The organism is Streptomyces sp. NPDC046931 (genome assembly GCF_040644655.1).
Lineage (GTDB): Bacteria > Actinomycetota > Actinomycetes > Streptomycetales > Streptomycetaceae > Streptomyces.
Genome location: NZ_JBEYWX010000008.1, coordinates 280441 through 295514, shown reverse-complemented (window position 1 = coordinate 295514; position 15074 = coordinate 280441). Strand labels below are relative to the sequence as shown.

General features: G+C 70.5%; 12 protein-coding genes. 5 read left to right on the top strand and 7 right to left on the bottom strand.

Annotation, left to right across the window (positions count from 1 at the left end; all coding sequences use genetic code 11):
* Positions 1-240 precede the first annotated feature (240 nt).
* From ABZ876_RS17775 to ABZ876_RS17750, 6 genes are all read right to left on the bottom strand, one after another.
* Positions 241-1986 carry a phosphatidylglycerol lysyltransferase domain-containing protein gene (locus ABZ876_RS17775; RefSeq protein ID WP_361781350.1) on the bottom strand — a complete coding sequence of 582 codons (1746 nt, stop codon included), beginning with the start codon at positions 1984-1986 and terminating at the stop codon, positions 241-243.
* Positions 1987-2287: 301 nt separating this feature from the next.
* Positions 2288-2995 carry a hypothetical protein gene (locus tag ABZ876_RS17770; protein WP_361781318.1) on the bottom strand — a complete coding sequence of 236 codons (708 nt, stop codon included), beginning with the start codon at positions 2993-2995 and terminating at the stop codon, positions 2288-2290.
* Positions 2996-3140: 145 nt separating this feature from the next.
* Positions 3141-3908: a DUF2690 domain-containing protein gene (locus ABZ876_RS17765; RefSeq protein WP_361781315.1), complete on the bottom strand. Its 768-nt coding sequence runs from the start codon at positions 3906-3908 to the stop codon at positions 3141-3143.
* Between the two features lie 222 nt (positions 3909-4130).
* A complete protein-coding gene (locus ABZ876_RS17760) occupies positions 4131-4790 on the bottom strand; it encodes a hypothetical protein (RefSeq protein WP_361781312.1) in 660 nt (219 codons plus the stop codon).
* A 133-nt stretch (positions 4791-4923) separates the two neighbouring features.
* Positions 4924-6384: a hypothetical protein gene (locus tag ABZ876_RS17755; protein WP_361781309.1), complete on the bottom strand. Its 1461-nt coding sequence runs from the start codon at positions 6382-6384 to the stop codon at positions 4924-4926.
* Positions 6385-6647: 263 nt separating this feature from the next.
* Complete coding sequence (locus ABZ876_RS17750; protein ID WP_361781306.1) at positions 6648-7922, bottom strand: serine hydrolase domain-containing protein; 1275 nt, start codon at positions 7920-7922, stop codon at positions 6648-6650.
* A 559-nt stretch (positions 7923-8481) separates the two neighbouring features.
* Here ABZ876_RS17750 and ABZ876_RS17745 point away from each other — a divergent pair.
* The 5 genes from ABZ876_RS17745 to ABZ876_RS17725 all read left to right on the top strand — a co-directional run bounded on the left by ABZ876_RS17745 (position 8482) and on the right by ABZ876_RS17725 (position 13573).
* Positions 8482-9156: a hypothetical protein gene (locus ABZ876_RS17745; RefSeq protein WP_361781303.1), complete on the top strand. Its 675-nt coding sequence runs from the start codon at positions 8482-8484 to the stop codon at positions 9154-9156.
* Positions 9157-9773: 617 nt separating this feature from the next.
* Positions 9774-9968, top strand: a complete 195-nt coding sequence (locus ABZ876_RS17740) for a gamma-butyrobetaine hydroxylase-like domain-containing protein (RefSeq protein ID WP_361781300.1) — start codon at positions 9774-9776, stop codon at positions 9966-9968.
* Between the two features lie 406 nt (positions 9969-10374).
* Positions 10375-10887: a peptide-methionine (S)-S-oxide reductase MsrA gene (msrA, locus tag ABZ876_RS17735; RefSeq protein ID WP_361781297.1), complete on the top strand. Its 513-nt coding sequence runs from the start codon at positions 10375-10377 to the stop codon at positions 10885-10887.
* A gap of 237 nt (positions 10888-11124) precedes the next feature.
* Positions 11125-11748: a lasso peptide biosynthesis B2 protein gene (locus tag ABZ876_RS17730; RefSeq protein WP_361781294.1), complete on the top strand. Its 624-nt coding sequence runs from the start codon at positions 11125-11127 to the stop codon at positions 11746-11748.
* A gap of 1 nt (position 11749) precedes the next feature.
* The gene (locus ABZ876_RS17725) at positions 11750-13573 is read left to right on the top strand and encodes an asparagine synthase-related protein (RefSeq protein WP_361781291.1); all 1824 of its coding nucleotides are present in this window, start codon (positions 11750-11752) and stop codon (positions 13571-13573) included.
* On the opposite strand, the gene ABZ876_RS17720 is transcribed toward ABZ876_RS17725, so the two are convergent.
* Positions 13557-14768 carry a hypothetical protein gene (locus ABZ876_RS17720; protein WP_361781288.1) on the bottom strand — a complete coding sequence of 404 codons (1212 nt, stop codon included), beginning with the start codon at positions 14766-14768 and terminating at the stop codon, positions 13557-13559. The two genes, ABZ876_RS17725 and ABZ876_RS17720, sit on opposite strands and share 17 nt — an antisense overlap.
* Positions 14769-15074 lie beyond the last annotated feature (306 nt).

Sequence of the window (15074 nt, the reverse complement as noted above, 5' to 3'; positions counted from 1 at the left end):
CGTGACTTCACGCCACTGATTCAACACTCAAAGTTACCGAAACTCGGGGGGTCGATGTGAGATTCCGGCGCGAACTCGGCAGACTCCGGCACGCCTGACCGGCGCCGGGGGTGCTTTGACGATCGTCACGGGCGGGGTACCTCCGGGAGGAACGGTCGGCGCGGCGGGGGGCCGAAGCCCCTCCCCCGCTGTACGTCGCCCCGCGCGCCCCGTCTCACCCCGGGCCCGGAACTTTGCCGCTCAATGACTCTTGTCGTACGCGAGCGGTGGCTGCCCCTGCCCGTCGGCCGCGACATGCCGTCGGCGGAAGAGGGACGGCAGGCTCGGCACGGTCAGGAATCCCTCGGCGCGGGCGCTGGCGATGCCGATGCGCGGGATGTCGCTGCTCTTCTCGAACAGCAGGAAGCGCGGCTCCCATACCGGCCGGTACTTGGCGTTGGCGCGGTAGAGGGACTCGATCTGCCACCAGCGGGAGAAGAAGGTCAGCACCGAGCGCCACAGCCGCAGGACGGGTCCGGCACCGAGGCGTGCGCCACGTTCGAAGACGGAGCGGAACATGGCGAAGTTCAGCGACACCCGCTTGATGCCGAGTTCGGGGGCGCGCCGCAGCAGCTCGATCACCATGAACTCCATGAGGCCGTTCTCGCAGCCCCGGTCGCGCCGCATCAGGTCCAGGGACAGCCCGTGCTCGCCCCAGGGGACGAAGCTGAGCAGGGCCCGGGGCTCGCCCTGGTCGTCGCGGCACTCCAGCATCACGCAGTTCGTGTCGGCCGGGTCGCCGAGGCGGCCCAGGGCCATGGAGAAGCCGCGCTCGCCGCCGCCGTCGCGCCAGTGGTCGGCCTTCTCGATCAGGGCGGCCATGTCGGACTCGGGGATGTCGCCGTGGCGGCGGATGTGCACGGTGTAGCCCGCTCGGCGAACCCGGTTGTGCGCCTGCCGCACGACCCGCATCGCGCGCCCCTCGAGGCTGAAGTCGGCGACCTCGACGATCGCCTCGTCACCCAGTTCGAGGGCGTCCAGGCCGTGCCGGGCGTAGATCGTGCCGGCCTCCTCGCTCGCCCCCATGACGGCGGGCGTCCAGGCGTGCCGGCGGGCCTCCGCCAGCCACTCGTCGATCGCGCCGGGCCATGCCTCGGGGTCACCGATCGGGTCGCCGGATGCCAGGGTGACGCCCCCGACCACCCGGTAGGTGATGGCCGCCTTGCCGGTCGGGGACCAGATCACGGCCTTGTCGCGGCGCAGCGCGAAGTAGCCGAGGGAGTCCCGCTCGCCGTGCTTGGCGAGCAGGGCGCGCAGGCGCTGTTCGTCCGCCTCGCCGAGGAGTTCCCGGCCGCGGGGCGCGCGGAAGCAGGCGTACAGGACGAGCAGGAAGGTGACCGCGATCAGGACGTTGATGGTGATGTCGACCCAGCGCGGCGCGTGCACGGCGTCGATCCGGTCGGCGAGCGGGCCGACGCTGACGCCGCGCAGCAGCGTGTACGCGATCTTGTCCGTCAGGGAGGCGCCGGCCAGCTTGTTGGTGGCGTCCACCAGCAGCGTGCCGACGCCGCCGCTGATCAGGATGCCGCAGGCGCCCACGGCCAGCGCGAGCCGGGGGTTGGAGCGGTCGCCCACGGCATGGAACTCCCTGCGGCCGATCAGCAGCGCCGCCACGAACAGGCCGGTGAGCAGAGCGGAGATCCAGTTGAAGACGTGGCGGCGGTAGTCGTCCTGGGTGAGGGCGAGGACGTAGAGCGCGAAGAGGGGCCCGGCCAGCAGCATGTTGAAGATCCATGCGGCCCGCTTCCGGCGCCGCATCACCAGGGCCAGGAACAGGGCGAGGGCCGCCGAGACCAGTCCGGCGGTGGCCAGGTACGGGGTGAAGAACTCACCGACGTTGTGCTCGTGGACCTCTTCGCGGAAGGGCAGCGAGAGGACCGCCACGATGTTCAGCACGGCTTGCAGCCGCAGGTACCAGACCGTGGCGGCGGCCGCCCCGGGACGCAGGCGTGCGAGGAGCGGCGGTCGCCCCTTCGACGTGCCCTGTGGATGCCGGGCGCGCTGCTGGGGGATCACTGCTTGTTGCTGTGCGGGCACCGCGATGACTCACCTTGACAAGAGGCCGGAGCGACCGGCGTGGACGGAAGCGGACACATGGGGGCGGGACGGTCTGCCCTTGGTTCTCCCGGGCACTCTTACCGACACTACATTCCGTAGGGGCACGGGGGACCCTGATGAGAGTAGGAGTAAGGCAAGGACCGGTCCACCCCTGCGGCCCCGGTCGGGCCGGGCAGGCGCACGGCGTCGACTACTGAGCGCCTTCCTCCGCGCCCACGGCACGCCCCTGGAGCACGCGCGCCGGATCGGCGGCCGCCGCCTGCACTCCCTGGAGCAGGAACGGCACGACTCCCCGTTCCAGCACGGCGTCCTCCCAGGCCTCACGAGCCCGGCGCACCTCGGGATCACGGTCTGCGGGATCGTCGCCACCGCGGCCGGATCGGCCCCGCGCGCCCGTCACCAGGATCCAGGCGAGGTCCCCCAGTGCCGCTCCCGCCGTCACGGCGGCGGCGATCACCCCGGCCATCACGAGCCCGTCGCCGATGTGCGGGCGCACGGCGAAGGCCCGCACCCCGAATCCGCACAGCAGGAAGACACCGGTGGCCGCGGCTCCGAGGCTGGGCACGAGCACCGCCAGGACGGGCAGGATCCCCTTCTTCGTACGGTCGTCGTCGATCGAAGCGGCGTGACTCGGATCGCCGGCGCCCCTACCGTCGCCGTCCGCGGCGGGCGCGTGGCGGTGGGCGGTGGCGGTCCGCAGCGCGAGGTAGTGGCCGTATTCGGCGGCGGCGACACCGACGATGCGGGCGCGCGCCTCCAGGGCCCTCGTGCGCAGCACCGCACGGGAGGCACCGGTGGCGTCGATCGCGGCCGCGACCTCCGGGAAGTCCAGCGCCCGGTCCACCATCCGCTCGAAGGCCGGGCCGGCCACGGTCGACGGCTCGTCGGACTCCTGCACGCGGATCCCCCGATCGGCGACAACGGGCCGGCCGACACCGACCGGCCGGACGGACGAGCCAAACCCTACAACATGTAGGACATTCGCCAAGGGAAAAGTATTGACACGGCGCACTCCCGGCGTCCGGCCGGGGCCGATCATCCGCTCAGCGCACCCCGGCGGGTTCCGCATCCAGGCCGGTGCACGCCACCGTGCCGTCCACCTCGGCACACGCCTCCACCCCTTCGGGTGAAGTCACGGCCAGCATGGGACTGCTCGAGCCGGCGGTGCCGTCTCCCGGATACGCCGCGGAGAGCACATCCCGCCCCGACCGGACGGAGATGACGCGGGCGTCCGTGGCCCGCGCCTGGACCTCGGCCCAGGCGGCACCGCAGGACGGCGAGTACTCCAGGCGCACCGCGTAGGCGGTGTCGCGGACCGCGCTCTTGGTCTGCGCGTCCCGGTCACAGGCGGAGACGTCGGGCAGCCGCCCCTGGCAGGAGATGCCCCGGCAGCGGGGCGAGGCCGCGGCGGGACGGCCGGTCGGCGCCCCGGAGCGGTGTGCCGCGACGAGGGTGAGAGCCACCGCGGCCACCGCGACGACCAGGGCGAGGGCCGGCAGCGGCAGCCGCCGGCGCCGGACGGACCGCGGGGGGCCGTCGTGCGAGGGCTCGTCCGGGCCATGCGGGCGTTCGGCCGCCTCCCACAGGGCCAGCACGGAGGCCGGGTCGACGCCGGCGAGAGAGGCGAGCGCCTCCACGGCCGAACGGGGCGGCCGCTGGGCGCCGTTGAGATAGCGGTGCCAGGCGGACTTGCTGTACGGGGTGCGCGCCGCGAGGGCCGCGAGGCTGAGACCGGTGCGCTCTTTCAGGCCGCGCAGCTCCGTCACGAACGGTCCGTCCGGCTCCGCCGCCCGTGCTGCGCCGGTCTTCACGGTCTGGATCCTCGAGGCTGTCGCATGACCTGTCCCCCAACGCCGATCCCGGTTTGGGCGGTTCGCCCTCGGTTGTCGGGATGTGTTCCCGGAACCGTGGTGCCGCCACACATGGAAACCGGTATGAACAAGGTGAGTTGCGGGTTCGGGACGCGCCGACGGCCTGCCCGGCACCCACAGGTGACGGGCAGGCCGTTCCTTCGGAGGGAGGGAAGCGGTGCGTCAGCACCAGGGCACGGCGACCCGGGTGCGGACGTAGTGCGCGGAGACATAGCCCCTGCCGCCCACGAGCCGGTACCAGCCCCGGTTCCCGTGGACGTACGAGCCGCTCCTCTGGCAGACCAGCAACACCCGGCCGTGGGCGTGGCGGTGTCCCAACACGCGGTAGCCGATACCGGGGCCGGAGCGGATGTTCAGCGGAGCATGGCGTGTGACGACACGTCCGGCCACACGATAGGCGTGGCGCCGGCACGCGTGCTGCCGATATGTGTGGTGCTGGTTCGTGTGGTGCCGGTACGCCGCGTAACCGATGCGGTGGTGGTACGCCATGCCCGTGCCGTGGTGGATGCGGTGCGGGTATGTCGTGCGCGGGATGTGACGCATGTGGCAGGCGTAGCCGGGGTGTCCGACGCGGCTGAGCGGAAGGTGGCGTACGTGGCGCCCGTGGCGGATGGAGCGGTAGCAGGCGGCGGAGCGGTGGGCGCGATGCCGGGCCGGCATGTGCCGGACGGCGGCGGGGAGCGTGTCCGGGCGCTGCGCGACCGTCGTGACGACCGTGGCCGGGGTGGCCCGGTCGCCCTCCGCGGCGACCGCGGCCGCGGGCACGAGCGCAAGCATCGTGACCGCGGCCAGCAGGCCGCCCTGCAGGGTCCGACGAATCATGGAAACCTCCGTGCTGACGTTGCCGATCACGAGGCGTGATCTCACGTCGCCCAGCGTTTCCGTGCCGAGGGCCGGGAATTCCGTTTCCCCGTCCCGGAGCGAGGCGGAACGTCCCGTGGGACGGAGAGGGCGGCTACACGCTGCCGCCGGCGAGCCTCCACTCACGGTGGAGCGCACCGAGAGGGATCGTGCGCTGGAAGACGGGCGTTCCGAACACGGACAGCTGAAGTTGCAGCGCGCCGGTCAGATCGACGCCGCCGTACAGAGCCCACGACCCCACCGCGGCGGCCGTGGGCCGTGCCCCCGGAGCGGCCGCCGCGCTCGCCGCGAGCGACGCCTCGCCACGCAGGTACGGCGCCAGGTCGGCGGTGACGCCCACCGCGCCGTACAGACCGACGGTGGCCTGCGCGCCCAGCGCCGCCTTGACGTTCCCCGCCGCCGTGAGAGACGTGCGCACCGGCGTGCTCGTCATCGTGGACTCGTTGACGGGCGTCCAGCCCCTGCCCGGGGCGAAGGTGCCGCCGGCCTTGAAGTCGCCCTTGAGGTCCTGTTCCACCGCGACGGTCACACTGCCGTCGCCGCTGATCTGGTAGTAGCAGGTCAGGTCGAGGTTGACGACGACCGGGATCGGGCCGACCTGGAGGACGGGGTCGGCGTGGAGCTTCGCGAACGGCACCCGCACCGGCTTGGCGGAGACCGCGGCGCGGCCCTTCAGGGACCACTGCGAGGTCCAGTCGCCCGACACGCCGAGAGACGCGGAGGCGGGCCCGGCCTGTGCGTTGGCACTGCCGGAGCCGCCCCCGCCGTAGGAGAAGTCGACCTCGGGCGCGACCTGCACATACCCGGCGACGGTGGCGTCCGCCGACACCGGGGCGCCCACGGGGGTGGGAACGTCGGCCCGGAGGTCGACGCGCAGGCTGCCCAGCGGGACCTTCGCGCCCTCGGGCCCCGCGTGGATGTTCCCCGTCCTGGTCCAGGAGACCTTCACATCGGGCAGCAGCCGCTCGACGTCGAAGGACGAGGGGTCGACGGGAACCGTGCCCTTGGCCTTGTCGTCGCCGAGCAGGGTGTCGAGGGTGGTCGGCGCGGTCTGCACCTCGGTGCCGTCGCCTCTCTCCCCGATCACCTTGGTGACCTTGGCGAGGAGGCCGTCCGGGGCGCCGGGCGCGGGCGCGCTGGCGATGACGTCGCCGACGGCGATCCGCCCGGGCTCGGCGGAACGGCTCGGGGTGCCGGACGGGGTTGCCGTGGGTGACCCGGGTGCCGTGGAGGACCCGGGTGCCGTCGATGACCCGGACGGCCGGGGCTTCGTCTTGACGACGTGTGAGATGACGGCCCGTCGGGTGTGACGGTCGTACGAACTCACCTTGAGCGTGCTGCGATGGGCCCGTCCGCCGGTCTCCCCCGGCCGGGCGAGAGCGGTGGGCGTGGCGGCGGGCGCCGCCGCGACCGCGAGGGGCCGGTCGGCGTCCTGGGCCGCCGCGGCGGACACCTCGGCCCGCCCGGCGGGCGCCGCGCCGGAGCCGGAGGAAGGGTCGGGCCCCGACGAGCAGCCGGTGGCGAGCAGGAGGGCGGATGCGGTGAATGCGGGCATGAGGGCACGCAGGTGCCACTTGCGGATACGCAAGACCTGTCCTGAGGTGGTGGGGGGTTGCCGAAAGCACCCGGCGGTCCGTTGATACCGACGGGTAACAAGTCGTGAGCATGCCATGGAGATGTGAAGCCCCGCTCCACATTCCGCCCCCGGCCGGCTGTGATGTGAGCCACGCACGGGCAGCCCCTACGCGACGCGGGGCCGCCGCCTCGATACCCCGTGAACCGCCGGGCGCGCTGTCCGCGGCGTACCGCGGCGGGCCCTCACCCGGCCGACGGCGGTACGGACAGACGGAACACGCGCCCCGGCGTGGCGATCTTCGTGACGGCCTCACCGAAGAGGGTGGCGGGCTCCTGCCCGTCATGGCGGACATCGGTGTTCAGAAGCACCACGAGCGTCGTCCGCTCCGACGCGAGGTGGACGGTCAAGGACTCGTACCCCGGCAGCGAACCGTTGTGCCCGATCCAGCCGTTGACGTCGAAGATGCCGAGTCCGTAGCCGGCGCCGGGGACGCCGGTCGGAAGCACCTCGAGCCGCTGCCTCTGGAGCGCCGGGCTGATCAGGGTGGTCCCGTCGGGCAGGGTGCCGGTGGCCACCATGCGCGCCCACACCCGCAGATCCCGCATATCGGAGATCATCGCACCGGCCGCCCAGGCCCAGGAGGGGTTCCGGTCGGTCGCGTCCTCGACCTTCCCGCTCGCGGTCTGGTTCGTGTACCCCTGGGCATGCGGGTCCGGGAAGCCGGCATCGGCCGGGAAGAGCGTACGGTCCAGGCCGGCCGGCTGGAGGATGTTCTGCCGGATGAAGTCCCCGAGCCGCTGACCGCTCGCCTTCTCCACCACCAGGCCGAGCAGGATCAGGTTGGTGTTGGAGTAGTCGAACTTCCGTCCGGGCGGGAACAGTACGGGGTGCCTGAAGGAGTAGTCGAGCAGTTGCCGAGGTGTGAAGGACCGCCTCGGATCGGACGTCAGCGCCTTCACGAACCCCTTGTCCTCGGAGTAGTTGAACAGCCCGCTGCGCATCCCGGCCAGCTGGCGCAGGGTGATCCGGCTCCCGCCCGGCACACCGTCGACGTATCTCCCGATCGGGTCGTCCAGGGACACCCTGCCCCGGTCGGCCAACTGGAGCAGCGCCGTCACGGTGAAGGTCTTGGTCTCACTGCCGATCCGCATGCACAGACCCGGTGTCATCGGCACGCCGTTGCGCCGGTCGGCGACTCCGAACGAGCGTACGTAACTGCCCTTGCCGGGCGTCCACAGCCCCACGGTCACGCCGGGGACGTGCGCCTCCCTCATGATCCGCCGAACGGCCGCATCGAGCTGCCGTTTCATCCCCGCCTCGAGGACGGATGCCTCAGCGGCGGACGGTGACGCGGAACCGGGTACATGCGGTACGGCGACGTCGACGGCGGTGGGACCGACCTCCGCCACCCCCCGAACGGCTCCCCACAGGGCTCCGACCACGACCGGCAGTCCGAGCGTCCCCAGCGCAGCGGCGATCGCCACCCCCTTACGCAACCGTCCGCACACACGCGCCATGGGCCGCCTCCAACCGTGAGCGGACCCGCGGCTCTGCGCAGAACGCAGGCCACGGGCCTCGAGGTCAGCATAGGAGCGCCCCTCACACCCCGCCTGTCGGCGTGTCACCTGGTCGCGGCCGGCCGGAGACGCGACACGCCGGGCCACGAGCGGTTCACCCGTTCGCCGCGCCCGTCGTCCGACGGCTCCGTCTGACGACCCGGGCGTACGGCCATCGGGTCGGTCCACCCGTCCGCACGCTGCGGGCGCCACCGGTCCGCCTCCCGTGACGACGGCCGCAATCCGCTTTGCAGCGAGGGGAGTTAACGGTGCATAAGGAACCGATAAGACGTCACCTGACACCCATTCGGTCCGCGACCGACCTGCGACCGGCCCGCGGGCGGCCCACGCTGGATCTCGGCTGAACGACCCGAATGACGGCGCGTCAGCGCATTAAACGTACTCCAAAAGGATTGTTCATAATATTTTCAGTATGTCTGATATGACATACAAGAAGATGATCTGTACGTTCAATCTCGCATCGGCTAACAGCCGACGTCTCTCAGACAGGAGAAACAACATGGCAACGCGTTCCACTGTGGTGACCGCCGCGCTGGCGGCCGGCGCTGCTCTGGTGGCGACCGGCATCACCTACGCCAACGCCGCCTCCGAGCCGGCCCAGGCGGCTGCGGCCGCGGCCCCCGCCCCTGCCGCGGCCCCCGCCGCCGCCCCGGCCGCCGCTCCGGCGGCGGGCGCGCCGGCTGCCCCTGCCTACCCCGACGGAAGCAACGGAAGCAACGGAAGCGGCAACAACGGCAGCGTCGGCAACAACGGCAACAACGGCAACAACGGCAACAACGGCAACAACAACAGCAACTACGGCGACAACAACTCCAAGGGCAACGAGGGCGGGGACCACGACGAGGACGAGGACAACGAGAACAACGACAAGAAGAAGCACTACGAGAAGAAGATCTACGTCAACGAGCGGGAGTACAACGCCCACGACCAGGGCTGCATCGTGGTCATCAGTGGGCTCGGGGCGAACAGCATCAACGTTCGCAACGACAGCAAGAGGACTGTGGAGGTCTTCAACGGTGCGACCTGCGACAACGGCGCTCCCATCGCCACGGTCGGTCCTCACAGCTCCAGCAACGGTCTGGTCCCCCGTCGCGTCCGTGGCGGCGTGAAGGTCCGGAACGGCGTGGTGGCCAGCTTCCGTGTCGTGCGCCGTGATTTCGACAAGGGGTACTGACCACGACTGACATGGTCACTCGCGGTTACCCCTACGAACGAGAACCCCGGCCCGCCGGAATCGGGCCGGGGTTCCGGTCTGCTGTGACCCTGACCGGCGCGTCCGCGTTCCACGCTAATCCTTTACCGAGCGACCCGCGTGTCGAGTGCCCGATGACAGCGACCTTGAGGTAAAGACGCGCACGGTGGCGCTCCCCCGCCGACACCCGAAGGCCGACCCCGCGGACACCCTCAAGAAGCCGCCCTGGCAGCCCCGGTGACGGGGCGTGGGGGACGACCGTCTCCCGACGGGATGCCGCCTGCCCCTCCGGACGCGCTGCGGCCCGGACGAACGCGAGTTCCGCCGGACGGGTGACATCCTGCCCGACGCCGGCCGGGTCGGCAGGGACGGGCGCGAGCCGGACGTCCGTCGTCTAAGCCGACCGGGGGCCCTCCCCGTCGGCCGCCCGTCTCGACGACCTCGACCGTCCGTGTCGACGCCCCCGAGAACCAGAACGCCTGAGCGGCTCCTCGCGGTGGCGGGATTTGGCCCGCCACCACGTCAGGGACACCTCACGGACGTGTCCGCCTGTGACGGTCGGAGAAGTTGGCTATACAACTTTGCCCCGAGGAGTGACCATGCCCGCCCTGTCCAGCCACCCGATCGCCGATCTGCCGGTGACCTGGCTCCGCGACAACTGCCCGTGCGCGCAGTGCCGTGATCCGCGCTCCGGGCAGAAGCTGTTCCAGATCGACTCCCTGCCCGACGGGCTGCGGGTCGCGACGGTGGCCGTCGCCGAGACCGACGGGCAGCCCACCGTCGAGGTGGTCTGAGCCCCCGACGGGCACCGCTCGAGCGTCCCCTCGGGAGGCAGCTTCGCACCGGTGGCGTACTCGCCTGCGATGATCGCCTCGCGGAGCTCGGCCGCGACCTTGCGGTAGCGCAGTTCGCCGTCCGGGCTGCCGTGCTCCTGCCGCACCGTCTCTCCTGGGCCGCTCATGATCGTGCAGACCGGGTGCCCAGCCTGCGTCAGACCCTACCCGCCGGGTGGGACGGCCGCGGGCGGCGGCCGACGACCGCCCCACCCCCGCGAAGGCAGCCGACCGCGGGACCGGCTGGACGGGTACGGAATTGTTCTGGCCCCTCACGCGCTGATGGAAGTGCGAGAGCATGCGATGCCGGCGGTGTGCGAGCCGGGCGGCGACAGTGGCCGAGGCCACAGAGATCGGAGGGACCGAAATGGCAGGGCAGACGCAGAGGGCCGTGCTGGCGGGCGGATGCTTCTGGGGGATGCAGGACTTGATCCGCCGGCTCCCGGGCGTGACGGCGACCCGCGTGGGATACACCGGGGGTGATGTACCGCACGCGACGTACCGTGACCACGGGACCCACGCGGAGGCCATCGAGATCCTTTTCGATCCCGAGAAGACCGACTTCCGCACGCTCCTGGAGTTCTTCTTCCAGATCCACGACCCGAGCACCAGGAACCGCCAGGGCAACGACATCGGCCTCAGCTACCGCTCGGCGATCTACTACGTGGATGACGAGCAGAAGCGGATCGCCGAGGACACCATCGCTGATGTGGACGCCTCCGGACTGTGGCCGGGCAAGGTCGTCACCGAGGTCGAGCCGGTCGGCCCCTTCTGGGAGGCCGAGCCCGAGCACCAGGACTACCTGGAGCGTTACCCCGACGGATACACCTGCCACTTCCCGCGCCCGGGATGGCGGCTGCCCGCTCGCACGGAGGGCTGACCGCTCGGCCACAGATCCCCGGAGTCCGGTTGCGGGGTGGACGGCGAAAGGTAGCCTGAAAAGCACCAGTACCGCCTGAGTCTTGGAGGTATGCGATGTTTCTCCGACTGCTGCGACGTCGTGTGCCGCGCGGACTTGTCCTTCTGGGCAACGGCCGTCTGATCCGGGGCTTCAGCGGCGGCCACTACGACGGTCACGGATACATGTCCTGACACCGTCCACAAGGGAGGGCGTGCGGTGGCGGAGGACGTCGATGCGCTGGTGGCCATGACGCGGATCCTGTCACCGCACTGCCGTGTCACGAGGATGTCCGGCGGAGCGCTGATCGCGGACTGGAAGCGGACGCGTTTTCTTGGAATGGCGACGGCGGACCTCCGGAAATTCGCTGACGGCAGCTCTGAGGAACGCGCCGACCTCGTCACCGGTCTTGTTCGGGCCGGGTGCGCGACGGCCCGCCAAAAGGGGTACTCGGACGCCGAGGTCGGGCTCTGGCTGCGCGCGGTGCATCTGCTCATCCGGACCATGGGATTCGGACGCGTCCTTCGGCTGCTGTCCGTGGCAGCCCCGGACTACGTACGTGCGGACACTCCTTCCGAGCGGGATGTCGCACGACTCAAGCGAGCAGTCGAATCACACGGCCGGAGAAGCTGGTTCGTCAACGACGACTGCAAGGCCGAGGCCGTGACGGCTTTCGTCCTGCTGCGGCGGCGTGGCCTTAAGGCCGTGCTTCACGTCGGTGTACGCGAGCATCCGTTCGCCCTGCACGCCTGGACGTCTTCGGCAGACCGGTGCATCCCCGACGCCGATCCGCGCGGACACGCGTTCACGCCCGTCCTCTCGATCGACGGGGGAGGACGGTGACGTGGAAGCACTGCGCCTCGAGTGGGCCGGGGGCTCGGCGAAACTCTCGGTGGCGGGGCCCATGGCGCGACAGGGGCTCGTGACGACGGTCTCCTCACGGGCCGGCACGGCGGCGGTCGTCGGCTGGGTCGGCTCGGTCGAAGGCCGCGTTGCCGGCGCGCGGGGCCTCCTCGACGACTTCAGCCGACCGGGAGCCGCACCGTGCCTGCCGACCGGCGATTACGCGGCTGTCCTGGTGTGCCGCGACCGCATCCTGCTGATGCGGGACGAGCAGGCGCGCATCCCTCTGTTCTTCAGGGAGTCCGGCGGCCGGGTGAGCGCGGTGAGCACCTCGGCGCGCCGCCTGGGCGTCGGAGCAGAGCCGGAACCTCGCTACTTCTGCCGGTATCTGACCGGGAACATGGTTCAACAGCACACGGGACTCACCCCTTTCACCGGAGTGCATCGGGTTCTCGGCGGCGAGGTGGTGGAGCTTTCGATCACCGGGCAGATGCTCGGCCGGGTAGCGCTCCCCGTCCGCCGGGCCCACGCCCAGTGGGTGCCGGTGGCGGAAGACCTACGCCTCGGCGACGCCGCCAAGGACCTGCGCCTCGCGCTCGAGAACGCCGTCGGACGCCGTATGGGCAGGATGACGGCGTGTCATGTCTCCGGCGGCACCGACTCCACCAGCATCGCGTTGCTTGCGGCGCGTCTGGTGGCCGCGGGACTGGGCCGCTCCGGGGACCTTGTCCTGATCGCCGGGCGCTTCGGCAGGGGGGAACTGGCCGGAGAGCAGCCCTACCTGGACGAGGCGATGAAGGAGATCCGCCGTCATGCGGCCGCAGCCCGCCCGGTGATCGTCGATGTCGAGGACGTGGCCGACTTCGACGACTTCCAGGACCACGCGGGAGACGCGGACGAGCCTTATGCGCACGCCTTCCGCGCCCCGTTCTGGAGCAGGCTTCATGCCGCCGCGGCGGAACTGGGCTGCGACACTCTCCTGACCGGCTGCGGGGCGGACCCGATCGTGGACGCCAACCCGTTTCACCTGCACAGGCTGGCCCGCACAGGACAGCTGCGGCAGATGACGAAGCAGGCACGCGCCTGGGCCGCGGGCGGCGGGCAAGGCGTGTGGGACGTCGTCTGCGCCCATGTCGTGCGGCCGGCTCTTCCCCTGGCGACCGAACGGATCGCAGCGCTCGTCCGCCACCGCGGAACGGTGCTCGGCGGCCTCGGGAACTTCACCCGTCCCCGATGGCTGCGACCCGCATTCGCGCGCGTCCACGGCTACCGGGAGGCCAGCATCGCGGAGAGCCGCTTCATGTTCGGGCGCAAACCGGAACGCTCCCTCTACGACGCGGCCAACTACCTCGCCGCTCCCGACCCGCTGTCCTGGCGCCGGGCGGGCCGGGACGGATTCTTCCTCTCGCATCCCTTCCTCGACCCGGAGGTCGTCGCCACGATGCGCCGCCTCCCCGCCGAAGCCACGTTCCTTCCGGGCCGGCCGAAGGCCGTTCTGCGCAAGGCCATGGCAGATCTGCTCCCGCCCCGGATCCGCAGCCGGAACGTCAAGATCCCCTTCAACCAGCTCTACGCCCGCGGCCTGCGGACACACGGCGACGAACTCATCGACCTCTGCCGCTCCGCGAGACACCCGCTGATTGCGGAGATGTTCGACGTCGACACGCTGTGCCGGGCGGTGAGGGAGGCACAGCTCGGCATGGGGGACCCCTACTCATGGGATCGCCTGAACGGCTCTCTCGCCCTCGTGGCGTGGCTGGAGCGAGGGGACCGGCGGTCCCGCGCGCTCGACGCGGCCATGCCGGTCATCACCGGGACTTCTTGATGTCCCACAGCGTCCGTTCGATCGGGCCCGTGCCGACGTCGACAACACCGTACCGGCTCGCCAACTCCGGCCGGACGTCTTCCTTTTCTTCCTCGCCCTTTCGAGCGATGACTGTCGTCACGCTTGCGCCATGCGTGCCGAAACTCCAATAGACGGTTACGTAACGGGGTTCCCTCGTATACTTGTCGATCGCATTGTTTTCGTGCACCCTGCCGCGGTAGACGACAGCGTCGACGTTCTGGCTCTTCAGCCACTTGGGAACACGGCCACCACCCCAGGAGTACCCTTCGAATCGAAGCGTCGCCAGGCCGAGCCGATCCTTGCGCGCGAAGCTGGCCGAGGCGTAGAACGCGACCCGGTCGTACGGCGTGTCGATGGGCAGTTGCACAACCATTCGGGTGGAAAAGGCGTCGTTCGCCTCGACCCACCCCCCGGAGGGCATCCAGGGTTGCGCGGCCACCAACTCGCCCGGCTGGTGCACCTCCCTGCGGGAGAGCGGGTTTTTCTCCTGAAAGTTGTTCCACTGCTGGGCATCGGCTCGCCACTGCTCACGGAGCCGATCCTTGACGCTCAACGGCACCCGTTCCCCCATGGCATGGATTTCTGTGCCGAGGACGTAGAAACCCACATCACTGTGGTTCTCGAGACTGATGTCGACCGGCACGGCGAATGCCTTACGGTCCTGATTCAGCACAGGCGTCCCCATGGTCAGCTTGATGAGAGGCTTGCCCCCGCGCTGGGACGGCTGATAGAGGCTCTGGTAGCCGAAATTCGCCACCGCGATGGCCGAGGAGACGATCAGCGCCGCGGCCACCCGCTTCGGAGCCGGGATCACGACCGATGTCCGCCACACCACGTAGACGGCCCATGCCGACCCCGCCGTGAGCATGGCCAACACCGCCGTGAAGAGCGCGGATTCCCCGTTGTGCAATACGTCGATGAGGAGCATGGCGTTGGTCAGCAGTGCCGCGATCGCGCCGATCAGAGCGACCAGGCCGGAGTAGGCGAAGGTGGTCCAGAACCAGTGGTCCACGACCGCGGCAGCGCCCAACAACGTGGTGATCGAGACCACGACGAGGACGGCACCGGTGATGCGACCCGGGAACGTCAGGGCCTCACTGAGATCTTGGATGCCGAACCAACCCAGCAGGAGCGTCGTCAGGAGGAAGACCGGCAGGATCACCACCACGGCCACCCGTGACCGCCTGGTTCTCATCGTCGGTACCCGTCGCACCCGCGGATGCGAGCCGCCGCCGGACCGGGGTGGAGGCTTCACCTGATCACCTTCCGACGCCGCGAGCCGCGCGCGATGCACCGGCCGCGCCGACGATCACCGCGACCCAAGAGGACCTGACCCACCGGGTGTCTCCTTCGACCGTCGCCGGGGCGCTGCACGGGTGAAGCGCCGTCTGACGAGCCCCTGCCGGCTTCCTGCGGTACGTGTCCCGCGCTGATGTCGCGGACCATCCGATCCCCGCAGCGGCTGCAGGAGACCTGGCGC